General features: G+C 44.2%; 15 protein-coding genes. 1 reads left to right on the forward strand and 14 read right to left on the reverse strand.

From position 1 onward, the window contains the following. The 7 genes from B1A75_RS06065 to B1A75_RS06095 form a co-directional block, all read right to left on the reverse strand. Nucleotides 1-360, reverse strand: a 360-nt coding sequence (locus B1A75_RS06065) for a DUF6444 domain-containing protein (protein WP_254866606.1), incomplete at its 3' end; no start/stop codon positions are given. Between the two features lie 162 nt (nucleotides 361-522). Further along, nucleotides 523-1,032, reverse strand: a complete 510-nt coding sequence (locus tag B1A75_RS06070; protein ID WP_079935916.1) for a JAB domain-containing protein — start codon at nucleotides 1,030-1,032, stop codon at nucleotides 523-525. Between the two features lie 183 nt (nucleotides 1,033-1,215). Further along, nucleotides 1,216-3,558: a beta strand repeat-containing protein gene (locus B1A75_RS06075; protein WP_079935917.1), complete on the reverse strand. Its 2,343-nt coding sequence runs from the start codon at nucleotides 3,556-3,558 to the stop codon at nucleotides 1,216-1,218. A gap of 694 nt (nucleotides 3,559-4,252) precedes the next feature. Then, entirely contained in the window at nucleotides 4,253-4,993 is a 741-nt protein-coding gene (locus tag B1A75_RS06080; protein ID WP_079935918.1) for a hypothetical protein, read from the reverse strand. Nucleotides 4,994-5,007: 14 nt separating this feature from the next. Continuing rightward, nucleotides 5,008-5,901, reverse strand: a complete 894-nt coding sequence (locus tag B1A75_RS06085; protein ID WP_079935919.1) for a tyrosine-type recombinase/integrase — start codon at nucleotides 5,899-5,901, stop codon at nucleotides 5,008-5,010. 73 nt (nucleotides 5,902-5,974) lie between these two features. Beyond that, nucleotides 5,975-7,792 carry a DUF927 domain-containing protein gene (locus B1A75_RS06090; RefSeq protein WP_079935920.1) on the reverse strand — a complete coding sequence of 606 codons (1,818 nt, stop codon included), beginning with the start codon at nucleotides 7,790-7,792 and terminating at the stop codon, nucleotides 5,975-5,977. 54 nt (nucleotides 7,793-7,846) lie between these two features. Next, a complete protein-coding gene (locus tag B1A75_RS06095; RefSeq protein ID WP_079935921.1) occupies nucleotides 7,847-8,287 on the reverse strand; it encodes a hypothetical protein in 441 nt (146 codons plus the stop codon). 345 nt (nucleotides 8,288-8,632) lie between these two features. Between B1A75_RS06095 and B1A75_RS06100 the strand changes: the two genes are divergently transcribed. After that, complete coding sequence (locus tag B1A75_RS06100; protein ID WP_079935922.1) at nucleotides 8,633-9,109, forward strand: arginine repressor; 477 nt, start codon at nucleotides 8,633-8,635, stop codon at nucleotides 9,107-9,109. A gap of 98 nt (nucleotides 9,110-9,207) precedes the next feature. On the opposite strand, the gene B1A75_RS06105 is transcribed toward B1A75_RS06100, so the two are convergent. The 7 genes from B1A75_RS06105 to B1A75_RS06135 form a co-directional block, all read right to left on the reverse strand. Then, nucleotides 9,208-10,077, reverse strand: coding sequence for a tyrosine-type recombinase/integrase (locus tag B1A75_RS06105; RefSeq protein WP_079935923.1), 870 nt, complete (start codon nucleotides 10,075-10,077; stop codon nucleotides 9,208-9,210). Nucleotides 10,078-10,326: 249 nt separating this feature from the next. After that, entirely contained in the window at nucleotides 10,327-10,578 is a 252-nt protein-coding gene (locus tag B1A75_RS06110) for a hypothetical protein (RefSeq protein ID WP_079935924.1), read from the reverse strand. 59 nt (nucleotides 10,579-10,637) lie between these two features. After that, nucleotides 10,638-10,937, reverse strand: coding sequence for a hypothetical protein (locus B1A75_RS06115; RefSeq protein WP_079935925.1), 300 nt, complete (start codon nucleotides 10,935-10,937; stop codon nucleotides 10,638-10,640). A gap of 14 nt (nucleotides 10,938-10,951) precedes the next feature. Beyond that, entirely contained in the window at nucleotides 10,952-11,461 is a 510-nt protein-coding gene (locus tag B1A75_RS06120) for a JAB domain-containing protein (RefSeq protein WP_079935926.1), read from the reverse strand. A gap of 229 nt (nucleotides 11,462-11,690) precedes the next feature. Beyond that, nucleotides 11,691-12,074 carry a hypothetical protein gene (locus B1A75_RS06125; RefSeq protein ID WP_079935927.1) on the reverse strand — a complete coding sequence of 128 codons (384 nt, stop codon included), beginning with the start codon at nucleotides 12,072-12,074 and terminating at the stop codon, nucleotides 11,691-11,693. Nucleotides 12,075-12,244: 170 nt separating this feature from the next. Next, nucleotides 12,245-15,691 (reverse strand): hypothetical protein, encoded by a 3,447-nt coding sequence (locus B1A75_RS06130; RefSeq protein ID WP_079935928.1) that lies wholly within the window; start codon nucleotides 15,689-15,691, stop codon nucleotides 12,245-12,247. A 372-nt stretch (nucleotides 15,692-16,063) separates the two neighbouring features. Continuing rightward, nucleotides 16,064-16,843, reverse strand: a complete 780-nt coding sequence (locus B1A75_RS06135; protein WP_079935929.1) for a hypothetical protein — start codon at nucleotides 16,841-16,843, stop codon at nucleotides 16,064-16,066. Nucleotides 16,844-16,852: the final 9 nt, after the last annotated feature.

A 16,852-nucleotide genomic window follows, 5' to 3' on the forward strand; every position in this document is an offset into this window, starting at 1 on the left:
TCCTTGACACGTATGCACACGGTGGTCGACACGATGATGTGGATGTTCCACTTGACGGAGCGTCGTTCCTTGATGTCCTTCTTGTCCGCCTGGCTTGTTGCCAGATGGTTGACGGGAAGAACGTGTGTTGGCAAAACGGTCAGAAGATGGGGGCAAATGGCTATTGGAGCTGTTTTTTTTCGTGCGTGCTTCCAGCTCTTGAACACGGTACTTCAGTTGTTCATTTTCTTTGCGTAGTTGTTTGTTTTCGTGACGCAAATGTTCATTTTCTTGAACGAGTTGATGAATGAGCTGTTTTTGTTGTTGGACTTTGCCGATTAAGCCCTCAACTGTAAATACAGCTTGTTGTACCGTCAACATGTGATTCACCTCCTTGTCTATCAATATTCACATCATGGACAGGAAAAGCAAAAAATATTCAGCTCACTTTATGATGTGGCTGAATAGTTACGACTGCTACGTTGAACGTTCTTTTCATTGTCCTTACAAACCAATTCGTGTGCAACATCTTCTCGTCTCCTCTCAAATATATCCTTTTTCTTTCAGCGACAAATATTGGTCAGGGCAAACAATCAAATGGTCTAGCACATCTATGCCAATCACTCTTCCTGCCTCTACTAACCGTTTCGTTACCTCGATGTCTTCCCTAGACGGCTCGCAATGACCGCTGGGATGATTATGGGCTACGATGATAGAAGCCGAGTTGGAGAGAATGGCAGCCTTCATCACCTCCCTCGGATGCACGACGCTGGCGTTCAGGCTTCCGACATGGCAGATGTTGATGGCAGTCGGCTGGTTTTTCGTGTCAAGGCAGACAACAACAAACTTCTCACGGTCGGCTTCCACAAGAAACGGCTTCAGCAGCTTGTACGCATCTTCCGGAGATTTGATTTGCCGCTCCCTGTACAGCACGCTAGACTCACGAACGAGCTTCAGGCTGACAATGTTGACGCGCTTTGCTGGCTGCTTGGCAGGCACCTCTCTTTCTAGCAACTCTAGCTGTTGGTGGTTGATGCTTTGATAATTGCTCATCCTTTTCCCTCCTAAAATAGAAATAGCCTCAATTCCCCGAAAGGAATTGAGGCTTGACTATAGGTTCAAAGTCATAATATATATTTGAAATCAAGCTTGATACAGATTTGGGCAAAAAGAAAAGCCCCGCAGAGATTTCTCTCCGCAGAGCTTTTCTATATGATTTAAACTTTAGTTGTGCAATTAAGGTAATACGAATTCAACGTTAGCAGATGCAGTATTGCCAGCTACATCTTCAACTTTATTAGCAGTTACAACAAGTTTATTATCTTTCGCAACATTTAAAGAAGAACCTTTAAGTGTAATTACAAAAGTTGTTGCATAACCGTTGCTGTCAGCATCTGTTGCTGCGATAGTAGAAGTATCTAGGTTTGGAGTATTTGATGCTGTACCTTGTGCAATAGAAATATTTTGAATTGCACCATTAGTACCCACAAGGTTAGATACTTTTACTTTTTCACTGAATTTGATTGTAATTTCATCATTAGCTGCGTAAGTTCCAGTTTGAGCTTGATTTACAGAAACTGCACCTGTAGAAGCTGCACCAGGAGCAGTTTTATCAACAGTTACAGCAAATGGTGCAGAAGCTGTGCTAGCATTACCAGCTACATCTGTTAAAACTGCTGTGAAGCTATGATTACCTTCTGCTAAATTGCTTAAAGTTGAGCTTGTAATTGTTACATTAGCATATCCGTTTGTAATATCATTTGCTGTTAATGTAGCCGTACCGATTACATTTGAACCATCTTTAATTGTTAATGTATCGCCAGCAACAGCTTGAGAGCCGCTTGTTGGTAAATTAATTTTTAATGTATGGTTAGCGTTCAATTCTGTTGCATTTAAGTATGCGTCGTTCCAAGCTGTATCTGTTTGAGAAGCGGCAGCTACGATAGTTGGTGCTGCTGGAGCTGTAACATCGTATACATCTACGTTAAACGCGATAGGTGCGATGTTAGAGTCTTTGAATTTCACTACTAACGTAGCTGTTTTCTTAGCACCAGAGATTGTTTGTGCTTGTACTGTTGTTTTATTAGATACAGATACTACAGAAGAATCGTTAGAAATTACTTCATCAATAGCAGCAACTTTAGTAGCTAAGTCAGTAGAGTCGTCAAGAACTTTTCCAGACTTAGTAGTCATTTTGATGTTCTTAGCAATTTCATTTAAGTTAAATCCGCTTACTAAAGCAGAAGTATTCAGTTTTAATAATGGATTAACTACTTCCACTTTAGCAACATGGTCTGTTGTATCAACAGTGTTGATTGTCACAGTACCAAGAGTTAATGTACCAGATTTAACTGTTACTACAGTTGAACCTGTTTTAGTATTATTATCTGCATTTGTAAATACGTTCTTAGTAATTGTAGCTTTAACTAAAGAATCTGTTGGTAGCTCATAAGTAACATCATTAGAGATGTCCTTAATTTTGTTACCGTTAGCGTCTACTTCGTAAACTTTAATAGTAGCAGTTGTATCGTTAGCTCTAGAATTCAAATCGATTGTAGCATCTGGAGCTTCGATTGCGTAACCAGCTACTGTACCAGCCTTAACAGCTGTGACAGTTACTTCTTTCTTCAATGTACCAGCAGTGATTGTAATTTTAGCTGTACCTTCTTTTAAGCCTTGTACAGTTAATGTAGCTTCACCGTTTGTAGTAGAAGCAGAAGATGTTACTGTTGCAACAGAAGTATCAGAGCTTGTAGCTGTTACAGTGCCATCGAATTTGTTACCATATTGGTCTTTTAACGTTACTTTTAAGCTTCCAGCTGGAGCTGTGCTAGCGCCAACAACAGTTAAGCTGTCAGCAGCTTCTAGAGTTGTTAATTGTGGGTTAGCTTTAACTTCTAATTCGATAGTCTTAGAAAGGTCACCTTTTGTTACACGAACTAGTGCTTTACCTGTAGAAACAGGAATAACATCACCAGAAGGTGTTACTGTTAATACAGTTGGTGTTAAAGACTCATATTTCGCATCATTTACATTTACAGTGATATCTTTACCAAATTGGTCTTTAAATGTTGCAACTAGTCTTAAGTTGTTAGCAGAAGCACCAGAGATTGCTTTACCTTCTTTGTCAAGAACCTTAGTTGCATCTAAGAATAATGTACCAACTTCAGTTGGAATTGTACCACTTACAAGTTTAAATGTATCAATGCTTGCAGCTTTTGGAGCCTCTACCGGAATAACTACGTTACCACTAGTAATTTTTGTACCGTCTGCTTTTGTAATAGTAGCGTTTACAGTTACAGATGTTAATCCGCTTGTGTTAATTACGTTACCAGTTCCGATAGATACGTTAGAAGCAAATGTTACTGTGTAACCTGATTTAATCACGTTACCAGCTGCATCTTTTACAGTTACATATTCGTCAAGGTCTACAGAAGCAGCTTGAGGTAATTTAGATGCTAGCGTAATAGAAGCAGGAACAGCTTTTGTGTAAGTGAATTCATCATTGTCACTTACTTTTTGTCCGTCAACAGCTTCTACGTTAGATGTAGCAACTGTATAAACTTTGCCTTCAACCATTGCATCGTAAAGAGTTACAGTTGCTGATTTTTTATCTTCTGCAAGTGTTACGTTGCTTACATAGAAACGAGCACCATTGTCTTTTTGAGTTACTACGAAGTTAGAAGGAAGAACACCTTTTACTTCTTTGCTGAAAGTTACTTTGAAAGTTTTATCGTCAATCGCACAAACCTAACCCGGAATTTTGGCTTTTTTGAGTGCCACTCAACCCCAACGGGCACAAGGAATTGGGCGATTTCTTCAGTTGGTAGCTTAGTAAAAAACGAGTGAAAAAAGAGTAGTTTGTGGAAGAGCTTAGGAAAAGATGAGTGAAAGCTGTAATAGGAAAAAAAGAAAAGTCCCGACAAAACCGGGAGGGACCGGAACCTTCAAAATGAAAAAATGGAGGCGAACAATCCAAATCCCGAAACCCCCGTAAAACCCGATAGAAAAAAAGAGAAGAAAAAGAACCTTGTAAAATAAAAGACTATATATAATATGTAGAAACTCGTCACAAGCTCCAGAAAATAGGACAAGAACCAGCAAAAAAATAGAACACCAAACGCCCTAATACGGTTAACACCCTATCTCCTCACAAGTTACCTACTTTTCTATCAATCTTTCAAATACCCCATTTTTTCGCCGGGACACCGGGTTGGTCGGGAACTCAAGAGGCAAACAACGAAAAAAGCGGGGATGGTTTTCCCATTCCCCGCTAGGCTTGCAGTACGCTGTTCAATTGCTCTTCGTATCCGTACTTTTTGAAAAACTCCGCCAAAGCAACCTCGATGATGTCCCGCTGTGTGACGTTGAACTCCTTGCTGAAATCATTCAGCAAGGTCTGCAAGGAGGTCGGAAGCCCCAGCGTCTTGTTCGCTTTTGCTCCTTTGAACTTGTAGCGCGGAAGCGTACCGCTGTTCTGCGGCTCTAGTAGCTCGTACAATCGTTCCTTCTTGTCCAGCAAATACGCTAACAAGTCCCGATACTCGTCCGGCAGCTCCTCCACCTTTCCGGATGCTTTGCCTTGCGTATGTTTGGATTGCACTCGCTGTTTTTTCGCCATGTTTTCATCGTATTCGTAGTTGTTGATGTCGCTGTTCCACACATACCCTTGCGACTTCATGTATTCCCCCATCTCTTCAATGGTGGAAAATCCATTCTTGATAGCTACCTGCCTGATGTCCGCATACTTTTGTGACAACTGCCTGACTATCTGCGCCGCCTTTGTTTGGACGAAACGAGCTTCCTCCACCGCATCCGTCCCTCCTTCTCCTCGCGGCTCAAACGTTTTGCCGTTCCAGCGGAACCCTTTCCGTCTGAAATACATGTCGATGGTTGACCAGTTCTTGTTGCCGAAATGTTTCACTATCTCCTCTTTTGTCTTTCCTTCTGCCAACATGGCAAGAGTTTGGCTGATTTTCGGGTCCTCATATACCGATGGGTCAATCGTTGTCATTTGTCCATTCCTCCTTAGAAATCAATTTGGTTGACGGCTTCTTTGAGGTCATTTGGATGAACATGCAAATAGACAGACGTGGTTTTGACGCTGGCATGTCCCAGCAGGCGCTGAATGACCGCCACGTGCGTGTCCTTCTTGACCAGATAGCTGGCGAAGGAGTGGCGGAGAATGTGGCTGGTGACGTGTTTCGTGATTCCCGCCTTCTTGCACGCCTCTTTCAGGACTCGGTTGACGTATTGGTCGCTGACCGTCCCTGTCTTTTTGAGAGCGAAGAAGAAGAGAGAATCGGTCTTTGGTCGATGGAACTTCAAGTATTCCTGCAATTTCGATTTCAGCTTATCGCTTATCGGCACAGTCCGGTTCTTCCCGCCCTTTCCGTTGATGACTTGGATATATCCGTCCTCTAGGTTGACGTCATGCAGCGTGAGGTTGATGCATTCACTCACTCGGAGTCCCGTGTACGCCATCGTCATCGCAAAATAGTGCAGGACCGGATGGTCAATCGCCTGAATGATGGCTTCCACCTCTTCTCGATTGAGGTAGATGCGCTCCGAATCCGGCACTTTGACACGCTCGAAGTCCTCCAGTGGATTTTCGGAGAGTATCTTCTTTTTCTTCATGCATTGGAAAAAGGTTGATAGCGCGTTGATTTTGCGGTTGACGGTTCTCGGCTTGCAGCCTCGCTCATTGGCTAGATAGCTGACAAACTCCTCGACGTGCCGCGCGGTGATTTCATCCACAAACACAGGACTGTTGGACTTTGACGTCATCCAGCGGTTGAATTGGTTGATGTCGACGAGGTAACCTCTCATCGTTTCCCCACTCATTCCCCGCATCGAAAGCCATTCTTCAAATACGGGAATCGCTTGGTTCAGCAACAGGTTTTCCGTTTCTACTTGTCTCATCTGCTATCCTCTCCTTTTTTGACACGTATTTTGTGTATAAGAAAGGCAAAGGTCTGCCCTTTGCCTCGTTTCCTCAAAATCCGTACCAGCTTCTTGCCGTTTCATCCATTTCAAGCGGATGTGGCTGCTCACTGATGAATCCCTTGAGCGTTTCTAGCGGAATTTTGATGTTATAGGTTGTATCTTGAAGTTTTTTCGGCACATTGGCAGTTCCAAGCGCTTTCTTTCGCTCTTCTTGCTCATAATTCTCGAATATCTTCGTTCGCTTCGTGGCTCTATCTCCTTCCGTCACCAGCCATCCTTTCTCTTTCCAGCTCCGAATCACCACTTTCGGGTCCTCAAATCCCCCTTCGCGCAGTTTCTGTTCGAGGATGTGTTTGAGAAAGGCGACTTCCACATGGTCACGGTGAAAGAACATTTTCCCCCAACAGTTGGCAGGACTGACGATGTTTCCTTCTCTGCGAAAATTATTCTGATGCTGGACAAATAGTTGCGTAACGTAGTTGAATGCCTTTGCCCCATTGTCCCTCGCTATCATCCGTTCTTTCTCCTGCTCTACCAGAAAGGAAAGAATGCTTTCCAAGTCTAGGGATAGGCTGAGCGACTGGTTGGCAATGTCCCCTGCCGCAAGGAGGATAGCGTATTTCTTCGCAATCCGGGTACGGAATGGTGAATCGGGCAAGGTTTCACGGCACACAGTCTGCCATTTCTCCCATGTCTTGTCAATGATGTGGAGCCCCGATTCAAACAAATATTGAACGAACGCTATCCCCGCATGACCATAGTGATTTCGAATGACTTTTCGTATGGCATCCGCATTTTCGGCAGAGCTTGTCCACGGAATCTCGAAGAACTCAAAGGCACGAACCGTCAAGCCGACGTTTTGGTTCGTTCGCTCAAAGATGGACTGCTCACCCGTTGAAAGGGCGGTGGTTGCCCACGTTCCCTGCTTTCGCTGCTTCATTTCGTCGTTCAGCCGTGACTTTTCTTGCCCAGCCGCCAGAACATAGAGCTCGCTGGTCAATGATTTGGCGTCGCTCATGGAGAGCTCGTCCAGCACAATGGGGATGCCGTAGTTCCCGCTCATCATATTGATGATGGCGTTGCTCGTGCCGTTCCATGTCTTTTGCAGACCTTTCTTCTTGTTGGACGGCATTCCCATGACAGAAACCGCCAGAAGCGCAGCCGTCGTTTTCCCTTTGGTGCTTTCGCCCGCCAGATGGATGAGCAGCGTGTCGACCTCATCGTAAAATCTCGAGAGATACCCGACGAGAACGGAGGAAAAGCCCGCGCATACCATCATTTCGAGTGGTGTATTGCCCTTGACTTCCTCCTCAATCATCCGTTTCCACACATCCAGCGAGCCTTTCGGCTCCAGATTGAAAAACCCGCCTTTTGTATCATGGGTAGCGTTCGGCTTGGCTTCTTTAGCGAGTACATGATGATGGCGAAACACGAGGCTGCCGTCTTCCTCCTCATGCCAGCCCACCTCCCGATACACTTCCCGGTGAGGTGCTAGCTTCTGTTGTTCTCCCAAGAATTTAGCGATATGCCTATGGTTTTCATGGGAGACGTCCAGCCCCTTTCCCGATAGCTTGATGAGTTCGCTTGGGATGAGCTGTCCCATGCCAATGTCAATCTCGTGAAATTTTCCTTTGTAGCGGTAGCATAGCTTCACATAAACATCTTTCGTATCGAGGTTTTGCACGGTTTCCTTCACGAACATTGGCTCGCTTATCTTGACAGCGGTCACTTTTCCCGTTTCCTTGTCCTTGTCATTCATGTATAGACCCTCATGTTTGAGGAGGAAGTGGAGAATGGGATACGTCTTTCCCTCTTCCAGACTGCGCTGGTCAATGATGAGCGGCTGGCGAGTTGCGTCTTGCTTCATGGATGAGGCTCCTTTCCGATGTTGAATGGTCAAAGGAGAGAAAGGCTCTCCCTTTTATTCAAAAGAAAGTTCATCTAGGTCAATTTCTCGAGTAGGAGGAACGAAGCCATCCCCCTCCTCATCCTCATCTACCTCTTGAAGCTCATCAACGGCGCAGACATCGACAACATTCGCGTACACTTTTCCTTTCCATTCCCGGTGCTCCACTTTGATTCCGCACCGCTTGTATACGAGGTCATTCAAATCGACCACCGCCTCGTTCGTATCCATCGCAACGTCAATGAGTCGTTCGAGGAGGAAATTCGCCCACGGAGCCATCGGGAATGACTGCGTGACGAGGGCTGGAACCTCTCCTTCTATGACGAACGTGACGAGAGCCGTCTCCGAGGGACCCAGCTGGGTCGTTACTTGCTTTCCTTCTCGGACACTGGCAATCCGAGCATAGTGCCATCCCTCCGGTGGCATTTGCGAACCGTTGTTTCGTCTGTACTTCATATGCATTCTCCTCTCCTATGTATTTTTGCATACGCTGGACGATGAGCTGTGGTCATGCAGTCATCGTTTCCTTGTGAGAGGATTATTACATACTTTTATTCACTTTGTAAATACTAAATTATTGAAACAAAAGGCATTTACCAATACATTTATTCATGTATAATGTATATATGCAATAAATTATTCAATATATGCATAAAAAACCAGGTTTATCGGACGAAAAGCATGAACCCCCTATCGTATGGATACTGATTCACTCGTTTCCCATTAGCGGCTAATGCTAACGAACTGAACGCAAAAAAATCGTGAAAATATGACAATTTTGTGAACAAAGGAGGAAAACATATGGAAAACAGCTTTCGCGACAGAAATGAAGAACGGAAAGAGCAAATGGATGAACGACGGGAGGCATTGCTCAAGTTACTAGACGAACAAGACTTTAAGAACCAACTTGCCATTATTCGAGCATTGAAAAGAGAATATGGCATCCAAGTGAGCCAATCCACACTCTCTAGGGATATGGACAAGTTGGGCGTCCAAAAAAACGAAGAAGGCTACTACAAGCCTTCGCAGGTGGAGCGGACAGAATTTCATCATGAGCGGCTGAAAGGGTTGCTGAAGTCTCGCAAAACCGCTATCTATCCGAACGTGGCGACCTATTTCATCCGAACCGAAGAAGGAAAAGCCCAAGAAATCGCCTACCACCTGCGGAAGACTTTCAGTGATTCCGTTCTCGCAACAAACGTTGGTTTAGACTACATCATTCTTTTTGTCGACGCAAACAATCCGTCAGAAGAGCTATTGGAGCTACTCGAGGATTAAAGCTTTCTTCGTTTGCCGATTTCCTCAATGATGATTTTCAATACTTCAATCAGCCATTGGGGCATGTTCTGCTCCTCCCTTCTCATTGACCATCACGACTAGAGAAGCTGGACGGCATCCAGCTTCTCTTGCCTTGTGGTTTGGATATAGTATTTCGCCGTCATGTTCACGGTCGAGTGACCCGCAAGCTTACTGACCGTTGTCAGGTCTACTCCTTTTTTCAGCAATCTCGTGCAGAACGTGTGACGGAACAGATGCGGATGCAGCTTGAAGCCGAGCTCTTTCGATATTTTGGCGAGCCAGCCTCTCACCGCATCCCGATGCATCTTCCCTGCCCTCTGGCTCAGCAGAAGATACGGGCTATCGCTGAAAACAGACCCGGAACGCTCTTCCTTCATGTATTGCCTTATCAAATATAGGACGTCCTGTCTGAGCCCGATTTCTCGCCTCTTTCCGCCCTTTCCCGTCACTTTCAGGGTGCTGGTGAGGAAGTCGATGTCGGCGATTTGGATTCCCACCAGTTCGCTCACCCTGACCCCCGTATATAGCAACAGATAGACGATGAGCTTGTTTCTCAGGGTGACTTTTCGCCTGTCCTCCACATAGAAGAGCAGCTTTTCCACCTGCTCCTCTGTGAGCGCATCGACCGCCTCCTCGCTGCCATCGGCTATTTTGATTCTGTCTCGCTTCAGTTGAATGAATGACTCGTTAACGATTCCTTCGGTTCTTAGAAAATCGTTGTAGACCTTTAGACTGTTAATCTTTTTGTTGATGGTGGAAACGGCATAGCCTTCCTTTATCAGATGCTCCTTGTATTTCACGAAAGAGAAGCGGGAAAGGACGGACATGTCCTTCAGCTTCTCCTGCAAGTATGATTGGAACCCTTTCACATCGTTCACATACGACTCGATGGTTTTGGGCGCTTTTCCCTCCGCAAAAAGCCATTGCTCAAACTTCTCTATATCCAAGCTCCATTCACCTCCTAAAATACAAAAAGGCTATTGATGTACGTGGTTATACATCAATAGCCTTCTACCAGTGATATGATTTCATGATTAGCTCTCTCCTTCCTGCTCACGACAGTTATATAATAATGTCGGGAGTTTTTTGGTGCTGGAATCATAGAGATTCCTTGTCGCTCATCGAATCTGCCATACATGGTTGGAATCCCTTTAGTTTTGTCGTGAGATTTCCGGAAGAAATGTCGTGAGTCGGTCTCATTCCCGGCTGATTCGCTCCAAGTAGCGGATATAGCTCTGCAGCAAGTTGCGGTCGTTACGGTCTGCAATCCGGCGCAGAGCGGCTTCGATTTCCCTTTGGCTAATCTCAATCTCCTCGTCCACCACCTCCTCCAGCAGCTGCTGAACGAGCTCGTCCTCGCTAAGCATCTCCCCGTAGCCGTCCAATCCGTAGCTGTATTCCCGGTAGTACGGTACCCCGTCAATGATGATGCGATGGTATTTTGCCATTTTCCCTTCCCCTTTCATTTGGTCTAGCCGTGATATTCTCGTACGAACATCCGCCAATCTTAGACATATATTTCGTAAGCGATTGGCTCCCCGTTCTTTATCCAAACCTCGTACAATTTCTCCCCTGTTTCCTCATCTCTTACAAATCCCGCTATCCACTCATTTCGTTTTTCATCAACATACCTTAGAGTCTCAAAAAGCAACGGATTCGGGAGTTTTTCCAGATGCTCTTCAGGCACAAGATAGTTGTCCAGCTCTTCGTGATAGAATTCGTACGCTTCATAGCCCACCTCATCAATGGTAACTGCTACGTTGAACGTTCTTTTCATTGTCCTTACAAACCAATCCATGTGCAACATCTTCTCGTCTCCTCTCAAATATATCCTTTTTCTTTCAGCGACAAATATCGTTCGGGGCAAACAATCAAATGGTCTAGCACATCAATGCCGACGATTCTTCCAGCCTCTACTAACCGTTTCGTTACCTCGATGTCTTCCCTTGATGGCTCGCAATGCCCGCTGGGATGATTATGGGCTACGATGATAGAAGCAGAGTTTGACAAAATGGCAGCCTTCATCACCTCCCTCGGATGCACGATGCTAGCGTTCAAACTTCCGACATGGCAGATGTTGATGGCAGTCGGCTGGTTTTTCGTATCTAGGCAGACAACGACGAACTTCTCCCGGTCGGCTTCAACGAGAAACGGCTTCAGCAGCTTGTACGCATCTTCCGGAGATTTGATTTGACGCTCCCTGTACAGCACGCTCGACTCACGAACTAGCTTCAGGCTCACAATGTTGACGCGCTTCGCTGGCTGCTTGATGAACACCTCTCTTTCTAGCAACTCTAGCTGCTGGTGGTTGTTGGTTTGATACTTGCTCATCCTTTTCCCTCCTAAAATAGAAATAGCCCCAATTCCCCGAAAGGAATTGAGGCTGGTCAAAAGTGTATAGAATTGGTATCTGATGTTCATAATTATATTAAATGCTTAAAAAGTTTTTTGATACGGTTTCTAGAAGGGATTACAGGACTGGGAGTGAATTAGCAAATTACATTGCAAAAAGAAAAGCCCCGCAGAGATTTCTCTCCGCAGAGCTTTTCGTTGTTCAACTTTACTCTAACGTGATATTCGCTACGTTCTTTCCGGCACGAACAGCCTGTACGTTTACTTTCATATCTTTATACTCTTCTTTTAGCTCTTTTACGTATTTTTCAGCTAATTTCTTTGCATCCGCATCGCTAACTTTCTTATCCAACACTAACGTTCCTACTGCCATACCGTTTTGCGTGTACACTTGACCATTAAGTACGCCCTTTTCTTCTTTCACTTTCTTCGTCAGTTCTTTGTTTTGTACTATCTTATTTGTTTGTGTTTGTTCTTCTTTTGCCGTTGTTTCTTCTTTCTTTGGCTCATTTGCTTTGTTTTCTTCATTTGCTGAGCAACCCACCGCCATCAACAAAACTAGGAATAGGCTGAACCATATCTTTAATCTCATTACTCATACCTCCTATTCATTCTCTTAACTCCCTTATTATATAACAATGAATAAAATTGCGCTAAACAAAAGAAGCCTTGCAGAGATTTCTCTCTACAAGACTTCTTCGAATGCCTGTTCAACAAACTTTAGAGCGTAACAGGAACGCATCCCTACTTATAACTCAATTATTAGTTAATTTTCACCCACGCAGAAGTGTTACCAGCTTGGTCAATGTAACGAACATATACATCTTTACCAGTAGTAGTTAAACCAGTGAATAAATCTGCATTAGCATCAAAAGAGCTTACAAAGTCAGCTGTTGTACCAGCTGGAGTTACTGTATCAGCTGGAGCTTGGGCACCTGTGTCAACCATTACATATTGTAATTTAACCTTTTCAGATGGAGTTACTGTAGCGTTTTTCACTGCAATTTTTGTGCCCGTTCCAGCAAGTACGAAATCAGTAGCAGCTGGAGCTGTTGGAGCAGTTTTCTCAGTTACACCGGAAACTGTTTTAGCTCCTAGAGCATTTACACCGTTGCCATTAGCATCTACTAAATATTCTGGTTTTACAAGTTCTACAGATACGTCAGCATTATTTACACCAGCTTTAGTGATTGTAAGCTCGACTTGACCACTTCCATTGATAGTAGCAGTATAGTCTACCACTGGTGTTAATGTAGTAGTGCCTACTTTAACTGCGAATGCAGCAGCTAATAGGTCACCTGTAATACCAGTTGCTTTTGCAACAGGCTCATCAAACGCTACAGTGATTTTGTTAGCAGAAGCTCCTGTTCCAACTGTAGGTGTTTGTTGAGTTGCTTTAATCTTATCTTGAACATCGATAGAAGCAGTGTCTGCAATTGTTACAGCAGTACCGTTTTGGTCTTTAACACCTGTTCCAGTGATGAACAAGTCTACAGCATAACTAGTTCCAGAAACTGTATGTTTTGCATCAGCTGTTAATGGTACAGAAGTAGTTAAAGTAATTGTTTTACCATCAGCAGATACTTGAGCAGCAACAATACCTAAATCATATCCTGCAGTTGCATCATAATTTGTAGAACCAGTAGTAACACTGTCTTTACCATCACGTTCAATCTTGAACGCATTGGCATCAGCTGCAGTGAAGTAGTAACCGTTTAATGCAGTAACTACAATTGTATTTTTGCCTGTAGCTTCAACTTTCAAGTCGCTTGCAGTCATTGCAGTATAGCTTGTTGCTACAGTAAATGGTGATGCGATAGACGCATTGCTAATGTAGTTACCTGTAGTATCCTTTAATGCAGGCATTGCAATACGGTTAACCACTGCAGATAATCCACCAGTAGTATCGCTGTTATCAGCATCTGGAACTAATAATGTTACTTTCTTACCATCTGCAGAAACAGAATCTACTTTCGCACCAGAAATTGTATTTAATGGAATGTTAGCAGCTCCATTTCCTACAAAGTAGTTAGCAACATTATTTAATAGAGTAGTATCCATTGGTTCAGAGAATACTAACTCAATTTTGTCATTGTTACCTGAAGCATCTGCTTTTAATACAGCTGTTACTAGGTCAGGGCGTTTAGAGTCCTTAGCTGTAAATGGCAACATTACATCGTCGATAGTATTTTGACGGATAGAAGTATCCTTAGTACCAGTAACTTTAAGCTTATAGTTTGCTGCGTTAATATTAGTTAACTCGTTAAATGTTACTTTGAATGTTTTTCCGTCTGGGTTTGTATTGTCATAGTTCACAACAGAAGCTGCTGCAGGCGCAACTACAGTTGTACCATCTTCTTTATAAAGCTTAAATTGTGCTGTTTGACCAGCAGCGTTTACTTTTTCAGAGAATGTAACTTTTAATACGTTACCATCTAATACTTCTACTGAAGATACAGTTGGTTTTGCAGCATCATCTACAGCTTTTCCTGAGATTGTTACGAAATCAGTTGTTTTGTTACCAAAGATGTCTTCTACGTTCTTATATTTAACATCTAAACCAACAGTAGCAGCTACAGTGAATGCAGGGCTTACGTTGATTGTAACTGTTTTGCCGTCTGTAGATAATGAAGCAGAGCTGAATAAGTTTGTAGAGTTACCTGCTTCGTAAACTTCGAATGTACCTGTAGGCGTAGAACCACCAGCATCTTTTAATGCCTCATCAAAGTGAACTTTGATTTGTGTACGTGATACATACTCAATTGAAGTTGCAACAGGTGCTTTTGTATCAGCCGTTGTATTAATAGTGAAAGATTTAGCAGAAGCTTTAAATCCTGCAAAGTCTTTAACGTCAGAAACTTCAATTGTATGGTTTCCATCAGCTAACGGGTTGAAGAATTCTACTTCAACTGCATTTTGCTCTGGAATTGGAGTGAATTTAGCGAATGACAATGAACCGTCTACTTTTAAAGATACGCCAGCATTCGTTACATCAGTAGTTTTGTAGATACCAGCAGTATCTAAGTTTACAGGCTCATTGAAGTATATTTTAACTTTTTTGTTATTTACTACTTCAACTTTTTCAGCTACAGGAGCTGTTGTATCTGTTAAAGTAAGAGTTGTTTCATACTTTTCTACAGTAGCTTGGCTAGTAGTTTTTACTCCGTCTACTACTACTTTAACATCGTCAGATTGGTTTAGAGCCGTACCAAATACGATAGAAAGTGTTTTCTTGTCTTCACCTAAGATGTAGCCAACTTGACCAGCTGCTACCGAAGAAGGAGTAGTGTCTACAGTTGTTGGTGTTGTGTTTGAGTTAACATATACTTTTACAGTGTTTGCTGTAATTGTATTTGCATCAATTTCCTTGTTAAACTTAACAGTAACAACTTTAAGGTTATTCGCACTTACACTCTCAACCTTCGGCGTCAATGCCGCTTCATACGCCGCATTGGCGTCTTGCGCTGCTTTTTGCAGTTCGGTTTTGAACGCATCGGTTACTTTCGACACGTATTGGTTGACTTGGTCAAGCGCAGCTTTCACTTTGTCCAAGTTGCCGGCTTTGACGGCGTCTTGCGCTTCACGAGCTTTCATGGCAACGGTGATGTCGTAGATCAAGCTGTCGCGCAATGCTTGAGCATCGGCTTTGAACGTCGAACGGAGGAGTTCGCGCGTCGTTTGGCCGTATACGCGATCAAGGATGACCGTGCGCGTTTTGAGCTCGTACGAAATTTTGTGGTAGAGCTCTTCTGCTTTTTTCAGATCTTTCGCATCGACGGCTGCTTTGAGTTCTTGACGCATCGCGTCTAATTTTGTCGCATAGTTGTAAGCGTCGATGTACGTAGCCACGCGCGCTTCGCCCGATTTCGGGTTGGCTTTGAATACATACGTTTCGTATGTAGCTTGCAAGTCAGCCAAATACGCGTCTTTTTTCGCGCCGCCGGCTTTGTTCACAACAGCGACAGCGTTCGCATACGCTTGTTTTGCTTTGTTGTAGGCTGCGTATACATCGTTAATGTCCGGGAATTGGCCCGTTTCCGTTACCGTGTGGCTGTACGTATAGTACGCTTGCTTCATTTGCGCTTTCGCTTGGCTGACGACCGTCGCAACGTCCGTGGCTGCTTGGGAAGCATGCGGGTTGGCTGCGACGAAAGCGCTCGCTGCTACAGCGCTGGCTGTGGCGAGTTTGACTGCTTTCTTTTTGTCCATAAAGCCCAAAATCCCCCTTCGTTTTTATGAAACTTTAGAGCAATGGGTACTAAACGTTTCCGTTTAGTAGATTCATTGCCTAAAAGGTGCTAACATCAACCAATATCATCCTTGACGGCTAGATGCTGGGCTGATTAGAAAGCCTAGCATCTGTTGCTAGCACTTGAGCATAATTCCTCAATGCTCCACGTCTCCTATAATAATACATTTTTCTTCTAAATTCTAGTCCTAAATACAAATTTTTTAGAGAATATGCCTTTGAAATTATTGCCATCGATGGCGACATTGATATGAATATGCCTGTAACAGAAATTTAGAACGATATTTTGGCAGTTTGATGGTTTTGGTTGGCAAACATTTTGCGCAAAAACATCAATCGTTTTTCTTCACCGTGACGTCCATCGGTTGGCCAAGCGTCATTTTGACAACGTCATAGCGGTCATCCAAGTACAAATCGAGAAAGCGGAACTGTCCTGCGAATTGTTCCGGGCTGTTCGTGATGGAAAATTGCAGCTGCATTGCGTAATCGCCGCTGTTGGCGAGCTGTTCGGCGATTTTTTCGATCTCTTCCTTCGGCACGTTGTACGCTTTTAAGTAAGAGATCGAGTCGGCGATCGCTTCGGTGTTGTCGTTGAAGAAAATGGAGAGCGTCACCGTCGCGCCGTCGATGCGGCCTTCAAGCGGCAATGACATATTTTGGCCGTATAAATACCAGCCGAACAGACGATTTCCTTTTTGCCGCTCAATGACGAACGGGACGGATTCATTTCCTGCCTGAAGAATGTATTGCCCTTTCAATGAGCGGGTGACAAGGGCGAGAAGTTCGTCTTTTGTGAACGGCACGTATTGGATGGCGTCCCCTTGTTTGGCATACAGCCCGCCGCCGAGGCTGTAATAGACGGCGCCGCCTGCCCGTTTTTGGCTGTAGACGCGATACTCGCGCCCTTGTTTCGCCGTCATGGCGGTCTGCCATGCCGCTCCGTTCAGGCGGTATAGAGGCGTGTCGCGCAAAATGACGACTTTGCCGATCATGCCTTGTTTCCATTGGACTTGCCCCCATTGGACGGCGGCGTCAACTGTTTGTCCATTTCCTCCGAGGGCGATGGCGGCGGCGAGGCAGATGGCGGCTGCCATTTGGGATGCATGTTTCATCTTCGTTTT

It is taken from the genome of Geobacillus sp. LEMMY01 (assembly GCF_002042905.1).
In the GTDB taxonomy this organism is placed as follows: Bacteria; Bacillota; Bacilli; order Bacillales; family Anoxybacillaceae; genus Geobacillus; species Geobacillus proteiniphilus.